The 13,239-nt window shown below is 62.8% G+C and carries 16 protein-coding genes; 11 read left to right on the forward strand and 5 right to left on the reverse strand.

What is annotated here, in order from left to right; genetic code table 11:
- Positions 1-9: 9 nt before the first annotated feature.
- The 4 genes from AC0L16_RS24565 to AC0L16_RS24580 all read right to left on the reverse strand — a co-directional run bounded on the left by AC0L16_RS24565 (position 10) and on the right by AC0L16_RS24580 (position 3,009).
- Entirely contained in the window at positions 10-330 is a 321-nt protein-coding gene (locus AC0L16_RS24565; protein ID WP_473623816.1) for a hypothetical protein, read from the reverse strand.
- 4 nt (positions 331-334) lie between these two features.
- Positions 335-643, reverse strand: a complete 309-nt coding sequence (locus AC0L16_RS24570) for a YggT family protein (RefSeq protein ID WP_473623817.1) — start codon at positions 641-643, stop codon at positions 335-337.
- Between the two features lie 108 nt (positions 644-751).
- Positions 752-2,740 carry a sodium:solute symporter family protein gene (locus AC0L16_RS24575; RefSeq protein WP_473623819.1) on the reverse strand — a complete coding sequence of 663 codons (1,989 nt, stop codon included), beginning with the start codon at positions 2,738-2,740 and terminating at the stop codon, positions 752-754.
- Between the two features lie 14 nt (positions 2,741-2,754).
- Complete coding sequence (locus tag AC0L16_RS24580) at positions 2,755-3,009, reverse strand: DUF4212 domain-containing protein (RefSeq protein ID WP_473512325.1); 255 nt, start codon at positions 3,007-3,009, stop codon at positions 2,755-2,757.
- A gap of 305 nt (positions 3,010-3,314) precedes the next feature.
- Between AC0L16_RS24580 and AC0L16_RS24585 the strand changes: the two genes are divergently transcribed.
- Positions 3,315-3,947, forward strand: coding sequence for a hypothetical protein (locus AC0L16_RS24585; RefSeq protein ID WP_473623820.1), 633 nt, complete (start codon positions 3,315-3,317; stop codon positions 3,945-3,947).
- A 6-nt stretch (positions 3,948-3,953) separates the two neighbouring features.
- Here AC0L16_RS24585 and AC0L16_RS24590 read toward each other — a convergent pair whose 3' ends face one another.
- The gene (locus AC0L16_RS24590; RefSeq protein ID WP_473623821.1) at positions 3,954-6,098 is read right to left on the reverse strand and encodes a DUF294 nucleotidyltransferase-like domain-containing protein; all 2,145 of its coding nucleotides are present in this window, start codon (positions 6,096-6,098) and stop codon (positions 3,954-3,956) included.
- A 303-nt stretch (positions 6,099-6,401) separates the two neighbouring features.
- On the opposite strand from AC0L16_RS24590, the gene AC0L16_RS24595 reads away from it, so the two are divergent.
- The 10 genes from AC0L16_RS24595 (at position 6,402) to AC0L16_RS24640 (ending at position 13,227) form a co-directional block, all read left to right on the forward strand.
- Positions 6,402-6,794, forward strand: coding sequence for a hypothetical protein (locus AC0L16_RS24595; protein WP_473623823.1), 393 nt, complete (start codon positions 6,402-6,404; stop codon positions 6,792-6,794).
- A 203-nt stretch (positions 6,795-6,997) separates the two neighbouring features.
- The gene (locus AC0L16_RS24600; RefSeq protein WP_473623824.1) at positions 6,998-7,153 is read left to right on the forward strand and encodes a hypothetical protein; all 156 of its coding nucleotides are present in this window, start codon (positions 6,998-7,000) and stop codon (positions 7,151-7,153) included.
- A gap of 139 nt (positions 7,154-7,292) precedes the next feature.
- Positions 7,293-8,237 (forward strand): LLM class flavin-dependent oxidoreductase, encoded by a 945-nt coding sequence (locus AC0L16_RS24605; protein ID WP_473623825.1) that lies wholly within the window; start codon positions 7,293-7,295, stop codon positions 8,235-8,237.
- Positions 8,238-8,784: 547 nt separating this feature from the next.
- Positions 8,785-9,759, forward strand: coding sequence for a tonB-system energizer ExbB (gene exbB / locus AC0L16_RS24610; protein ID WP_473623827.1), 975 nt, complete (start codon positions 8,785-8,787; stop codon positions 9,757-9,759).
- A 15-nt stretch (positions 9,760-9,774) separates the two neighbouring features.
- Positions 9,775-10,233, forward strand: a complete 459-nt coding sequence (gene exbD / locus AC0L16_RS24615; protein WP_473623828.1) for a TonB system transport protein ExbD — start codon at positions 9,775-9,777, stop codon at positions 10,231-10,233.
- Positions 10,233-11,213 (forward strand): TonB family protein, encoded by a 981-nt coding sequence (locus AC0L16_RS24620; RefSeq protein ID WP_473623829.1) that lies wholly within the window; start codon positions 10,233-10,235, stop codon positions 11,211-11,213. Before exbD ends, AC0L16_RS24620 begins: the two co-directional genes overlap by 1 nt.
- Before the next feature lie 84 nt (positions 11,214-11,297).
- Positions 11,298-11,630: an ArsR/SmtB family transcription factor gene (locus AC0L16_RS24625; protein ID WP_077380823.1), complete on the forward strand. Its 333-nt coding sequence runs from the start codon at positions 11,298-11,300 to the stop codon at positions 11,628-11,630.
- A 95-nt stretch (positions 11,631-11,725) separates the two neighbouring features.
- Positions 11,726-12,415, forward strand: coding sequence for an aquaporin (locus AC0L16_RS24630; RefSeq protein WP_473623873.1), 690 nt, complete (start codon positions 11,726-11,728; stop codon positions 12,413-12,415).
- Positions 12,412-12,831 carry an arsenate reductase (glutaredoxin) gene (arsC, locus tag AC0L16_RS24635; RefSeq protein ID WP_473623831.1) on the forward strand — a complete coding sequence of 140 codons (420 nt, stop codon included), beginning with the start codon at positions 12,412-12,414 and terminating at the stop codon, positions 12,829-12,831. The genes AC0L16_RS24630 and arsC overlap by 4 nt, the downstream gene beginning before the upstream one ends.
- A gap of 75 nt (positions 12,832-12,906) precedes the next feature.
- Positions 12,907-13,227, forward strand: a complete 321-nt coding sequence (locus AC0L16_RS24640; RefSeq protein WP_473623832.1) for an ArsR/SmtB family transcription factor — start codon at positions 12,907-12,909, stop codon at positions 13,225-13,227.
- Positions 13,228-13,239 lie beyond the last annotated feature (12 nt).

Consider the following 13,239-nt stretch of genomic DNA (forward strand, 5'->3'; position numbering starts at 1 on the left):
GCGAAATTTTCACCCGCCGCGTAGCGCCCGCATCACATTCGGCAGCGCCGGCAGCGTCAACAAAACCGTGCCGGCAAGCCAGATCGACGCGACGACGATGCTTCTCGGCTGCGCCGACCAGCGCTCATAGAGCGCGGCCGGCACGCCGGCGAGCATGATGGTCATCGTCGACAGGATCAGCGCGCTTGCCATGTAGACGACCTGGCTGAGGGGAGGCGCCCAGCCGGGATACCAGACCGGATAGAACAGGAACACCATCAGCACCCACGGCGAAAAGATGCCGTTGACGATGGCGACCGCCATGACCGGCACAAGAGCGTTTCTGTCCATTGCCTCAACCCCCCTGCGAAGCCATTGGCGCAATGCCGAAATTGATCAGCAAGACGAGATAGAACACGCGCAAGGCCATGAGCCAGAGCACGCTGAAGACGATCACCACCGGCTGGGTCAGGATCGACGGCGTAATGGTCCGCACGACCCGCAGGAACGGGTCCGTGACAGTCTTGAAGAAGCGCCAGATGTAGTTGTCCCAGCTTTCGGGCACGAAGAAACCGAGCACGAGACGCCCGATCAGCGTGTACATCACCGCGGCGAGGACGAAGTTCGGGACGTGGAAATACCAATGGGACCAGAAATCGTTCATTTGGGATTTCCTAAGCAGCGGCGGCGCCGCGTTATGCCAGCGACGCCCCCGAAATGAAAGCGGGGTCCGTCGCCGGACCCCGCCTCGAGCGCCGATTGCCATGCGCGATCAGGCAGTCTTTTCTTCCATCATCTGCTTGCCGCGCGGGACGCGCAGTTCCTCGATGAACTCCTGCATTGCCAAAGATGGTTCCCTGGTCAGCCTGGAGACAACGATCATGACCAGGAAGCCGACGGGCAGGCCGAACGCGGCTGCCGACAGGTTCTTGACGCCCCACCAGTTGGCGATGGTCTGGGCATGCTTGTCGAGCGCCGCCCATGCAGCGGCCCGTGCGTCCGGAGCTGCAGAAGCCCAAGCCGCCTTCAGCTCCGCAAACTTCGCAACCGCGTCAGCCGGTGCCGCGGACAGCCCACTCCACGTCTCGTAGAATCCAACTGCGCCGTAGCGGGTGCCGAGCAAGTAATAGAGGCAAATGCCGAAACCGGCAATCATGCCTGCGACGGCGCCGGCAGAGTTCGTGCGCTTCCACCAAACGCCGAGCACCAGCGCGGGGAACAGACCCGCGGCGGCGAGCGAGAATGCCCAAGACACCATGGCGAGGATGTCGCCCGGCTTGGTCGACGCCACATAGGCGGCGGCGATAGCCACGAGCACGAGCAAAATACGCGACACCACCAGACGGCGGGCGGTCGGAGCATTCTGGTCGATCATCTTGTAGTAGATGTCGTGGCTGAGCGCGTTGGCGATGGCCAGCAGCAGGCCATCCGCAGTCGATAGCGCAGCGGCAAGTCCGCCGGCGGCGACGAGGCCCGAGATGACGTAAGGCATGCCGGCCATTTCCGGCGTCGCCAGCACGATCATGTCGGCGTTGAGGTTGATGTCGGCGAAGGAAAGTGCCGTCACACCCTTTTCGGCGCAGGCCGCCGCGATTGCTGCGGCGTCAGTGGCAGCCTTGCCGCAGATCTGGACGAGCGTGCCGTCGGCTGCCGCCCAGCGCATCATCCATCCGGCTTTCTCACTGATGTTTTCAGGCGTCAGGCCCGATGCCACCAGATCGAGCATCGTCCATTTGGCGAACGCCGCATAGGCCGGCGCCGTGAAATAGAGGATGAAGATGAACAGCAGCGACCAGGCGACCGAGACACGCGCTTCACGCACCGACGGAGTGGTGAAATATCGCATCAGGACGTGCGGCAAGGATGCCGTTCCGACCATCAGGCAGAGAATAAGCAGGAAGTAGTTGAGCGCATTGTAGCCGCCATGCACGAATGGCGTGATGTGATGAACCGCGATGTTCTGCGCCGTTTCAAGCGCGGTGATGTTCGCGAGTGCCTGGCCCTGCATCAATTGCGGGATCGGCACGCCGGTTTTCACGGTGGACATCCAGATGGCGGGGATCAGGTAGGCGATGATGAGCACGATGTACTGTGCGACCTGTGTCCAGGTGACGGCGCGCATGCCGCCCAGCATTGAGCAGACCAGGATGCCGGCGAGGCCGACATAGACTGCTACGTTGAAGTCGAGGCCGAGGAAGCGTGCCGAGATGATGCCGGTCGCGTAGATCTGCGCTACCACATAGGTAAAAGAGCAGGAGAACAGCACGATCACGCCGATAAAGCGTGCCAGATTGCCGCCATAGCGCGCCGACAGGAAGTCTGGAACCGTATAGGCGCCGAACTTGCGCAGATAGGGCGCAACAAGGATGGCGACGAGCACGTAGCCACCGGTCCAGCCCAGCACGAAGGCGAGGCCGTCATAGCCGAGCAGGTAGAGCGTGCCGGCCATGCCGACGAAGGACGCACCGGACATCCAGTCAGCGCCGGTCGCCATGCCGTTGTAGATCGCCGGGACCCTGCGCCCCGCCACGTAGTACTCGCCGACATGCATGGTGCGGCTGAGAATGCCGATGACGGCGTAGATCGTGATCGTGAACGCCACGAACATATAGCCGATGATTCTGTTCGGGACGCCCATCGCGCTGATGATCGCCATCAGGATAATGAAGGCGATGAAGCCGCCGGTGTAGATGCCGTAGATGCGACCGAGATTGGAGGTGAAGTCGCCTCTGCCTGCCGTGGTAACTGTCATGTTAGCCATTGAGTTTTCCCCGATCATTCTTCATGGACGCCATGCTCTTCGTCGATTGCGTTCTGGCGCCGTGCGAACCAGAACAGCATGACGACGAAGGCGATGAGCGAACCCTGAGCGGCCATGTAGAAGCCGAGCGGAAAGCCAAAAATGACGATGGTGTTGAGTTGCACCGCGAACAGGTGGATGAAGTAACCGAAGAACACCCACAGGCCCAGCATGACGAACATGAGGCTCCTGGTCTTGTTCCAATAACTTATGCGGTCTGGCGTCGCCATAGCGTTGAACCCTCCCTTGGTTGGCAGCTTGCGAACCGTCTCGACCGCAAGGCGCCGTTTAAAGCTTGCCTCTTCCGCTGACGCGGAAGCCCTCCGGCATATGTCGCGGCCAGGTATAGAATCAGCCGACCGTAACTTTGTACGAGTATCACTTTTTGTCGCGGCTGTTCATACGACTTTAGAATCGGTGAAAGGACTGGAGAAATCCGTGAGAGGACTTGCATCGGCAAGGGGGCTAGCCGTGCGGCGTGGCGAGGGCTAAACGGTCAACGTCGGTTGGGAAACAAAACCGAAGGGAGAGCGCCATGGGCCTGCTGAACGACCTGTTGCCCGAGTTCCTGCGCAAGCCGCAACCGATCGTCAGCATCGGCGAACTGGCTGACTTCATGGATTCGCGCGCCGCCTTCCTGGCGCAGAAAAGCATCGTCGAGTTCTGCCGCGTCAGGGCCGGGGTGTACTGGCAGAAGCTGTTCAGCGAGAAGGAATTCCAGGCGGCGCTCAACCATTCACGCTGGCGCGCCTACCCTGCGTGTTACGCCATGGTGGCGGAAATGGTGGAGGGCGCGCTGCGCGAACCTGCCGGCTTGCGCCAGCGGGGCCTGCCAGCGGCGCTGGAAAAAGTCGCCTTGGCAAGCTTCTCCAAATATGCCGTTCCGGAGAGCTCGCCCGCCACTTTTTGGGAGGACGCCGCCGCGCTCACACGTCAACGCCTCGCCGCCACCCAGATCGGTCCGCCCCGCCCGGTGCGCGAGATCCCCGACCCGTTGGCGCGAACGGTTTTCGAGATGGTCCCGATCCACCCCAATCTGCTGACCAACGACTACGACTATATCTTCAACTTCCTGAGAATGAATCTGCTGCGTGCGAATGAGGATTTCCTGGCGCAGGCCGACCGCAGCGCCCTCGTCGATGAACTGCTCGGCGCCGTGCGCAACTGAGTTTGTTTACTGTCCGAGCGTCGCCGGCGATGCGAACATCAGCTCCCGCACCAGGTCGGGCGCCGACTGAAGGCGCTTGATGAGTGTCTTGAGCCGTGCCTGCTGCTCGCGCGCCAGCGCATTGATCTCGACGCGGTTGGATACCGGCATACCGGCGTAGATGTCACGCGTCTGCTGGGCGAGCAGCAAGCCGATCAGCATGGCATGGCCGGCCAACATCGCCTTCATGTCGGACTCGCCACCAATATTCAGCGCGATCAGTTTCTCGAGCCGGGCACGCGTGCTCCGCTCGCGGATGCCGTGGCGAATTGCAAGCGTGCGTGCGGTTGCGACGATTGGAAAAAGCCCATGCTTTTTGATGTCCAGCCGGCCATTTTCAAGCTGAAAGCCGCCAAAAACCGTGAACGGATTGCCTGTCGTCATCTGCTCGCCGAGCAGCTTCGCGAACACTGGCTCGGCGTGGGCGCGGTCATACGCATATTCGACGAACTGCGCGGCCAGGGTGGTGTCGCCATGCACCGGCCGCAGATCGTAGACGATATCGACGTTGAGCAGGTCCTGAGGCCGCAGGCGGCGAACCCAATCCTCGACGCGCCGCTTCCAGGTGTCGAGGCTTCCGCGGAATGCGGTATTCGAGGCCATTACCCCGCCTTTGCAATACGGCGCGCCTGAGATGTCGAGCATGTCGGCGAGCCTGGCGCCGAGATTCTTGAACCAGCTGTCTTCGGGCCTATCCGGTTCGCCGTCTGCAAAGACGATGGCGTTGTCCTGGTCGGGGGCCATCAGGCTTTCGCCACGGCCGCCTGAGCCGAGCACGAGCACGGCGTAGGCGCAGGGCGGCGGGCCGTGACCTTCGATCTGCATCTGCTGTTCGGCAAGCACCGCGGCGCGGCGGGTCAGCGAGCAAAGTTCGTCGCTGATGATTTCCGCCACCACGCGTGGATCGATTGCTTCGCCTAGGAGCGAACGTACCACGCCAGGCAGCATCGACCAGCTGGCCGCCAGTTCGGCGGCATCCCTGGCATGTTCGATCGTGTCGTCGAGATCGATGGCAGCGGCGGCGCGAAGCCTCAGCAGGTCGCGCGCCGAAAGCACGCCGACCAGCATGCCGCCGTCATCGCGGACGGCGAGATGGCGGACTTTCAGCCGATCCATGCGGCCAATCGCCCGGTAAGCGAAGGCGGCGGCGCGGATGCTCATCAGCGGTCGTGTTGCGATGTTTCCGATTGGCACGTCAAAAGCCCGTTCGGCGTCGGACGACATGCGGCGCAGCAGGTCACGCTCGGTAACGATGCCATACGCCTCGATCGCTTGATCCGGCGTTCCGCGCTCGGACACGAGGACCGAGCTGATCTTGCGCTTGACCATGAGGTCGATGACCTGCCTTGTCGGTTTGGTCGCCTTCACCACCACTGGCGGGCTGCTCATGAGGCTGCCGACGCGATGGCGATAGGCATAGGGATCAACCGGCTGAAACGCCGGAGCCTGGGGTCGCGACACCGGCTCGGTCCAACCGGCGCGATGGCCGGCTTCGAGAGCGTCCGAAAGGGCAAGGCAGGCGACCTCGGCCTCTCCCAGTGTTCGGATGTTGCGCTTGCGTAACTCCGGAATCAACGCGGCAAAGATGTCTCCGGCCGCAATCGCATCGCCCAGAGCCGAATGCCGGCCGACTATCTCCAGGCGAAGCCATCCGGCGATCGTTTCCAGCGAATAGTCTGCCAGATTGGGATTTGCTATGGTTGCAAGAAGCCGGACGCACAGCGCCCGAGGCTTTTTCCAGGGCAATCGGGCGCGTCGGCATTCGCGCTCCAAGACCGCCAGGTCGAAGCCGATCGAGTGGCCGACGAGGATGCGGTCGCCGACGAACTCCTGGAATTGCGCCCATGCATCCGGGAAGCTGCCGGCTCCGTCAACATCGGCATCGGTGATGCCGTGGACGAGCGAAGCCTCGGACGGGATTGCTTCACCGGGATCGATGAGGAGATCGAGCAGAGTTTCCCGGACGACCTTGCCATGCGCGATGCCGATCGCGCCAATCTGGACCACGCGCGCCTTGGTGGCGTCGGGCCCGGTTGTTTCGGTGTCGACGGCGGCAGCCGTAATTGCTATCAGCGGCGTCGCGCCGCTCGCCGGCTTCAATTCCTTCGGCATAGCCGGTAGCCTTCCTCTGCCGGATATTTTGCCCAGACAGAGCCTGTCCGAGATAGCGCCTGTCGGGTCGGAAAGGTTCGATCCGGCTTGCCATGCAACATAGAGCGCGCCGGCGGGCCGCGTCGATGGCCGTAATTTAGGCTGCGGGTTCCTTAGAGATGGCAGGCCAGCCTGGAGCTCCGCGCCTGCACGTCCATGCTGAATCCCGAACGTACACCCGTCGTGGCAGCACATTCGCCTTAAAGTGATTTGATACGGTCGCATCGCTCGCACATTGTCGGCGAGCTTGTTGCCGAGGCGCCGATGGATGAGATCAGGCGGGTTGCTGTGGAGTGCATCGGGCGCGCCGTCATGTTCGGCTCGCTTGCCATTGGCTGTGTCATGGTCGGCTTCTCCTTCAACCCGGTGTCTGCATTTCGCTCCGGCGCGTTCCTCACGCTGACCATGGTTCTGGCGCTGATGTGGAAAGCCACGACCGCAGCCTTCAAACATCCCAAGCACACCGAAGTCTGGCTCTACCTCGATGAGAAATCGCGCCCAGCCGATGCCTCGGCGCGACGGGTGTTCGGCACCATCATGGGCGACGTTTATAAACTCTACGCCCAGATCGCGCTTGGCGTGGCGGTCGGGTTCTTCCTGGTGTCGATCGTGCTGATGCTGTTCGGTCTGGAGGCTTACAGGCCGCCCGCCAAATAAGCGGCCGCTACCCCATTGCCGCCCCTCCGCCTGCATGAGCCGGCGTTTTGCCATTGCGCCGATCGGACTCGGAAGTGCCGCGATAAGCAGCAAACAAACCAAATTGTCGTCGGATTTGAGAAAAAAATTCCAAGGAACGCTGGAAAATAGCACTCGACAAAATCTACTGATTTTATAGATTAACCGCCGAGACGGAGGTCGAGATGTCCTATTTCCAGAACGCCCGGACTGCCCGCAAAGGCCAATCGCTTGGTTCTGAGCAGACTTGGCGGCCGGCCTATGCCGAAGCCTTTGCCTATCTCGTCTTTTCCCTTGCGTTCGTGTTCACCGGGGCAGTCGTTCTGGGTCTTATTGCCTGATCATGGAGTCCCGAGTGATCGGCTCCTGACTTACAGGGCTAGTAATCTGCCGTTTCGCAATATCGGAGTTGAATGAACCGAGTGCCGGTGCGCTTTCGCGCGCGTCCCGTTGACCCCCAACGTGATGGAGGAGATGGCAATGCCGATCGAGTTCACGCATGTTCCCGGTAAAGCTCACCTGGCCGACCCAACCGCGCCGTTTTTCTACGATTTCGCGGAAACCGCGACAAAGCTGTCGCTGATCGAGGATATCGGTTTCCAGAAAATCGTCGTCGACGAACCGGCCGGGTTGCTGACCAATATGGATATTGCCGCCCGGGCGCTGGACCGCACGTCTTCGCTCGAGATCGTTCTCACGCATTGGGCTGGTGTGATCGAGCCGACGGTGGCGGCACGGCAATTGGCGGCCCTCGACGCGAAAAGCGGCGGTCGGCTGTCGCTCAGGATGCTCAGCGAGCCGCTGAACGACGACGATGCCGAAACGCGTCCGGTCGGTCATACGGTCGTCTGGCAGCGCGTCGATGAATATCTGGTGCTGCTGAAACGGTTGTGGTCGAACGACAGGCCGTTCGATCATGAAGGCGCCTTCTACAGCGTCAGCGGCGGCTATGTGCCGTGCAAGGGGCCGCGTGGTGCCGGCGTGAGCATCCGCATGGGCGGACGGTCCGGAACGGCGCTGAGGGTCGCCGGGCGGCATGCCGATGTCTTCGAGCTGACGCAGGGTTCGCTCGACGAGATCCGGCAGTTGATGGAGCGGGTCCGCAATGCCGCCGCCGAACACGGCCGGGCCGGCAAGTTGCGCTTCGCGCTTCCCGTGCGGATCCGTTCGGAGGACAGTACCTGTTGCCAGAAGGCGGTCGAGATTGCTGGACCGCCGGCACAAGTCGCGCTTTCCCTGCTTCCTTATGCCGCACTGGGAATCGAGGAATTCATGATCGTCGGTGTCGACAGGCCGCGCGAGATCGCAACGGCTGGCCGTGAAACGATCGCGCTGCTGCGCAACACTCTGGCGCGCCGCGAGGCCGATGTCCCTCAGCCCGGCGCGTTTGCGCCTCGCGTGATCCGGGAAGCACGCGCCGGCTGAACAGCAGCGACTTTGGCCGCGTTGACAGCCCCGCTGAAGTCGAACTTTCCTCATAGCGGTTGAAGCTTCCGGCGCCGAGGTCGACGTCGCAGAGGTTCTCGTCGGTCGGGCGGTAGAGCCCTGCGTGGCGACATCGCCGTCGACCGTCCCAAAGCGCTTCCGACGCGTTCCCGAATGTTGATCGGATCGAGAGTGGTGGTCGCCTCCTGCGCGACGCGTGGCCGCCAAGCAGCACAGGCAGCGACATTGCCGCAATCAGCAGGTTTGGCGCGCAGTCATTTTCGTCTCAAATTCTTCCGCGACCAAAACCAGTCACCATCTCGGCGCGCTCCCCCTTTCGAATTTCGACGCGAATCCGGCGTCACGACATTTGTTGACTCAAACAGCCGTTTTCATTGTTGACTAATAAACTCATGTTTCATAGTCAACCGGGCGTTGGCGACGTGTTCAAAGGGAGTTTCGGTGTCGAGATGGGCGTGTTTGCGCACCCCGGCCAGCCCATCGGCTATGTGCAATGGGGCCACCCGTGAGAATAAGGAAGAAGCCCTTGTCCAGACATGGTTTGTTCGCGGCGTTGCTCGCATCCGTCATCCTGTCGGCCGGCGTAGCCGCCCAAGAGCAACCGGGCGCAGCCGCCCAGGAGCAACCGGGCGTGGCCGCCCAGGAGCAACCCACCCCGGCGATCGAGGCGCCGGCTCCCGCGCCTGGGCAGGCTGCGCCAGACGCGGCTCTGCCACCGGCGACGCAGCCAGCTGTGACCACGCCCACCGAGACCACGCCTGCCGAGACTGACCCTTCGACGGCGACATCCCCGACCCTGCCGCGTGACCTGTCGCCATGGGGCATGTTCATGGCGGCCGACATCGTCGTGAAAACGGTGATGATTGGGCTGGCTTTTGCGTCCTTCGTCACCTGGACGATATGGCTGGCTAAATCGCTGGAGATCCTCGGCGGCAAGCTGCGCGCCCGCCGCGCGGCACAAGCGATCGGCAATGCCGCGACGCTGAACCAGGCCGGTCGCGCGCTTGGCCATAATAACGGTCCTGGCGCCCTGCTGGTGCGGGCAGCCGAAGAAGAGACCGCGCTTTCGGCCGGCTCGCTCGACCGTGTGTCCGGCGACGGTCTGAAGGAACGTGTCACCTCGCGCCTGTCGCGCATCGAGGCGGCAGCGGCGCGGCGCATGTCGCGCGGCACCGGCGTGCTGGCGACGATCGGCTCGACCGCGCCGTTTGTCGGCCTTTTCGGCACGGTCTGGGGCATCATGAACGCCTTCATCGGCATCTCGCAGGCGCAGACCACCAATCTCGCCGTCGTCGCGCCGGGCATCGCGGAAGCCTTGCTGGCCACCGCGATGGGCCTTGTCGCGGCGATTCCGGCGGTGGTCATCTACAACGTCTTTGCGCGATCGATAGCCGGCTACCGGCAGATCCTCGCCGATGCGTCGGCTGGCGTCGAACGGCTGGTCAGCCGGGATCTGGATTTCAGCACGGTCGCGCCGGCAAAGCAGATGGCCGCGGAATGAACATGGAGCGAGGCCATGGCGGCTAGAATTCGAGAGAACATCGACGGCGATCTCGAGGAGAACCACGAGATCAACGTCACGCCTTTCATCGACGTTATCCTGGTCCTGCTGATCATCTTCATGGTCGCGGCGCCGCTGGCGACGGTGGACGTCAATGTCGACCTGCCGGGCTCGACCGCGACGCCGGCGCCGCGGCCGGAGACGCCGCTGTTCCTGACGCTGAAAAACGATCTCAGCCTGGCGATCGGCAACGACACCGTGCCGCGCGCAGCCTTCGCCGCCACGCTCGTCGGCAGGACAAAAGGCGACAGGCAGACGCGCATCTTCCTGCGCGCCGACAAGGCGATCGGCTATGGCGAGCTGATGGAGGTGATGAACCTTTTGCGCGGCGCCGGTTATCTGAAGATCGCGCTGGTTGGCCTTGAGGCGGCGCCCGGCGATGCCGCGGCGCCGCAAGTCGGAACCGGCCCATAATGTCGCCGGCGGCCGCCCTGCCGATGGCCGATCAGCGGCGCTTCGGCGCGCGCGAGATCGCTTGGTGGGCGGGCGCGGCTGCGCTGGTCCTGGTGGCGCATGCCGCGATCGGCTATGCGATGCAGAGCTGGCGCCCGGCCGAGCCCGATGGCGGGCCGCCGCAGGCGCAGGTGATCGAGCTGTCGCCGATGGCGCTCACGCCGGCCGAGCCGGCCCCGGTATCGAATGAGATCGCGCCCGATCAGCCCGATCCGGCCGAGGAGCCGGTAGCCGAAACGGAGCCTCCGCCCGAACCGCCCGTCGAGCAGGCAGAGCCGGTCACCGAGCCGTCGGAAGTCGCTCCGGTCGACACAGTCGAGCCGACCCCGCCGACAATGGCCGAACGAGTCGACCAGCCGCCGCTCAAGGAAGTCGTGCCCGAAATTGCCGAGGCCGTCACGCCGGAAGTGGTCATTCCGCTGCCGCAGCCGAAACCGGTGGACAAACCCGTCGAGGCCAAGACAAAGAAGCAGGCGAAGACTGAGGTAAAGGAGCCGGCCGAGGTCAAGGTGAAGAAGCCTGTCAAAGAAGCCAAAAGGCGCCCAAAAAAGGAAAAGGCCGCACCGCCGCGGACGACGGCCAGTGTCGCTGCGACATCCGCAGCCAGGGCGGCCGCTCCGAAATCGGCCAAGGCAGCGGCTGCGAGATCCGGCGTGAGTCCGGACAGGTGGAATTCGCGGTTGCGTGCATGGATAAGGCGGCACACAAACTATCCAAGGGCGGCGAAGGCCAGGCGCGCGGAAGGCAGTCCGAGCGTGACCTTTACGATCGACGGATCCGGCCGGGTCCTGTCCGCCCGGCTGGCTCGTTCCTCCGGCGATCCAGACCTCGATAGCGCGGCGCTCAGCGCATTACAGGGCGCGTCCGTGCCGGAGCCGCCGCCGGAACTCGGCTCCCGCATAACCCGCACCGCGCCGTTCACGTTCGCCCTGCGTAACTAGGCAGGCGACGATTTTCGAATGCCATTTGTCATCTGGTCGTCACATACCGGTGATATACATCCATAATTCCGGATTCTAGGATATATGGATAAGAACACCGCTCTTCTCGCATTGGCAGCGCTTGGCCAGGACACCAGGCTCGAAGTGTTTCGCCTGCTGGTGCGGGCGGGCGCAGACGGTGTGCCTGCCGGCGAGATCGCCGCGCGCCTCGGTGCAGTGCAGAACACCATGTCGGCGCATCTGAAGGTCCTCGACCATGCCGGCCTGGTCCGCGCTGAGCGTGACGGCCGGACGATCCGCTACGTCGCCGACATGACCGGTTTTCGCGATCTGCTTGCCTATCTCATGGAGGATTGCTGCAACGGCGCGCCAGAACTCTGCCAGCCGGTCATTCAGGCGGTGACTTGTAACTGTTAGAAGGCAGGACTGCGCCATGAACACCATCGACAAGCTCGCCCTGCAGAAACGGCTCGATGAAATCGGCCGCGATCTGCCGAAGGCCGGCTGACATCATGGCGGCTGACCTGTCCCGCCGCATCGTCGCGGAAGCGCTCGGCACGGCGATGCTGGTCGCGACGGTCGTCGGCTCCGGCATCATGGCGGATCGTCTGACGGACGATGTGGGTCTCTCCCTGCTTGGCAACACGCTGCCGACTGGAGCGATTTTGGTGGTGCTGATCACCATACTGGGACCGATTTCCGGGGCGCATTTCAATCCGGCGGTGACGCTGGTCTTTGCCCTCAGGCGGGAAATCGAAGCCAACGCTGCACTGGCCTATGTCGTCGCCCAGATTGTCGGCGGCGTCGCCGGAACGCTGCTGGCGCACGCCATGTTCGAACTGCCGATTCTGCAAATATCGCAAACCGTGCGGACCGGAAACGGACAATGGATTGCGGAGTTGGTGGCCGCCTTCGGCCTGGTCTTCACCATTCTTGCCGGCCTTCGCTTCCGCTCGGATGCCATCCCCTGGCTGGTCGGCCTCTACATCACCGCGGCCTATTGGTTCACCGCCTCGACCTCGTTTGCCAATCCGGCAGTCGCCATTGCCCGGGCGGTTTCCAACACGTTCGCGGGCATCCGGCCGATAGACCTGCCGGCGTTCATCGTCGCCGAACTTCTGGGCGCGCTGCTTGCCATGGCTTTGGCAGGATGGCTGCTCGCTGAGCCCAAACCAATCAGACAGATGAAAGCCGCGAAATGACCATTACCATCTACCACAATCCCGACTGCGGCACCTCGCGCAATACGCTGGCGATCATCCGCCAGTCCGGCGAAGAGCCTGATGTCATCGAATATCTGAAAAATCCGCCGTCGCGTGAACGGCTGGTCGAGCTGATCGCGGCGATGGGAATGACACCGCGCGAATTGTTGCGCGAGAAGGGCACGCCGTATGCCGAGCTCAATCTCGGCGACCCCAAATGGACCGACGACGAGATCGTCGATTTCATGCTGGCGCATCCGATCCTGATCAACCGGCCGATCGTCGTCACGCCGCTTGGCACCATGCTTGCTCGGCCGTCCGAAGCGGTTCTCGACATCCTGCCCAATCCTGAGATCGGGCCGTTCACCAAGGACGACGGTGACGTCGTTATCGACGCATCGGGGCGGCGCGTCTGAAGGTATAATGTAGTTCTTCGATAACCTTGGAAATAGCGCTTGACGACACCCGGCAGCGGGAGCTACCTTATTTCCATGAGACTCGAACAAGCAGCAAAACAGCTCGAGGCGCTCGGCAATCCGACGCGGCTCAAGCTTTATCGCACGCTGGTGCGGGCAGGCGAGGCCGGACGACCGGTCGGTTATCTGCAGGAAGCCCTCGGCATCGCTGCGTCGACCCTGTCGCATCATCTCCACCGGCTCATCCTGACCGGCTTGGTCACCCAGGAACGCCAGGCAACGACGCTGATCTGCCGGGCCAGTTACCCAGTGATGAACGATCTCCTCGGCTTTCTTGCCGACGAATGTTGTGCCGATGCCGCATGCGGCCCGGCTGTCGGCGACGCGGCTGCCTGACTCTTTTTTGAC

Source organism: Mesorhizobium sp. WSM4848 (genome assembly GCF_055811375.1).

Excerpts from the sequence above, each read along its gene's own strand:
- AC0L16_RS24575 (WP_473623819.1), bottom strand. The coding sequence starts at position 2,740 with ATGGCTAACATGACAGTTACCACGGCAGGCAGAGGCGACTTCACCTCC.
- AC0L16_RS24630 (WP_473623873.1), top strand. The coding sequence starts at position 11,726 with ATGGCGGCTGACCTGTCCCGCCGCATCGTCGCGGAAGCGCTCGGCACG.
- AC0L16_RS24565 (WP_473623816.1), bottom strand. The coding sequence starts at position 330 with ATGGACAGAAACGCTCTTGTGCCGGTCATGGCGGTCGCCATCGTCAAC.
- AC0L16_RS24640 (WP_473623832.1), top strand. The coding sequence starts at position 12,907 with ATGAGACTCGAACAAGCAGCAAAACAGCTCGAGGCGCTCGGCAATCCG.
- arsC (WP_473623831.1), top strand. The coding sequence starts at position 12,412 with ATGACCATTACCATCTACCACAATCCCGACTGCGGCACCTCGCGCAAT.
- AC0L16_RS24595 (WP_473623823.1), top strand. The coding sequence starts at position 6,402 with ATGGATGAGATCAGGCGGGTTGCTGTGGAGTGCATCGGGCGCGCCGTC.
- AC0L16_RS24600 (WP_473623824.1), top strand. The coding sequence starts at position 6,998 with ATGTCCTATTTCCAGAACGCCCGGACTGCCCGCAAAGGCCAATCGCTT.
- AC0L16_RS24620 (WP_473623829.1), top strand. The coding sequence starts at position 10,233 with ATGTCGCCGGCGGCCGCCCTGCCGATGGCCGATCAGCGGCGCTTCGGC.
- AC0L16_RS24580 (WP_473512325.1), bottom strand. The coding sequence starts at position 3,009 with ATGGCGACGCCAGACCGCATAAGTTATTGGAACAAGACCAGGAGCCTC.
- AC0L16_RS24590 (WP_473623821.1), bottom strand. The coding sequence starts at position 6,098 with ATGCCGAAGGAATTGAAGCCGGCGAGCGGCGCGACGCCGCTGATAGCA.
- AC0L16_RS24570 (WP_473623817.1), bottom strand. The coding sequence starts at position 643 with ATGAACGATTTCTGGTCCCATTGGTATTTCCACGTCCCGAACTTCGTC.
- AC0L16_RS24605 (WP_473623825.1), top strand. The coding sequence starts at position 7,293 with ATGCCGATCGAGTTCACGCATGTTCCCGGTAAAGCTCACCTGGCCGAC.
- AC0L16_RS24585 (WP_473623820.1), top strand. The coding sequence starts at position 3,315 with ATGGGCCTGCTGAACGACCTGTTGCCCGAGTTCCTGCGCAAGCCGCAA.
- exbD (WP_473623828.1), top strand. The coding sequence starts at position 9,775 with ATGGCGGCTAGAATTCGAGAGAACATCGACGGCGATCTCGAGGAGAAC.
- AC0L16_RS24625 (WP_077380823.1), top strand. The coding sequence starts at position 11,298 with ATGGATAAGAACACCGCTCTTCTCGCATTGGCAGCGCTTGGCCAGGAC.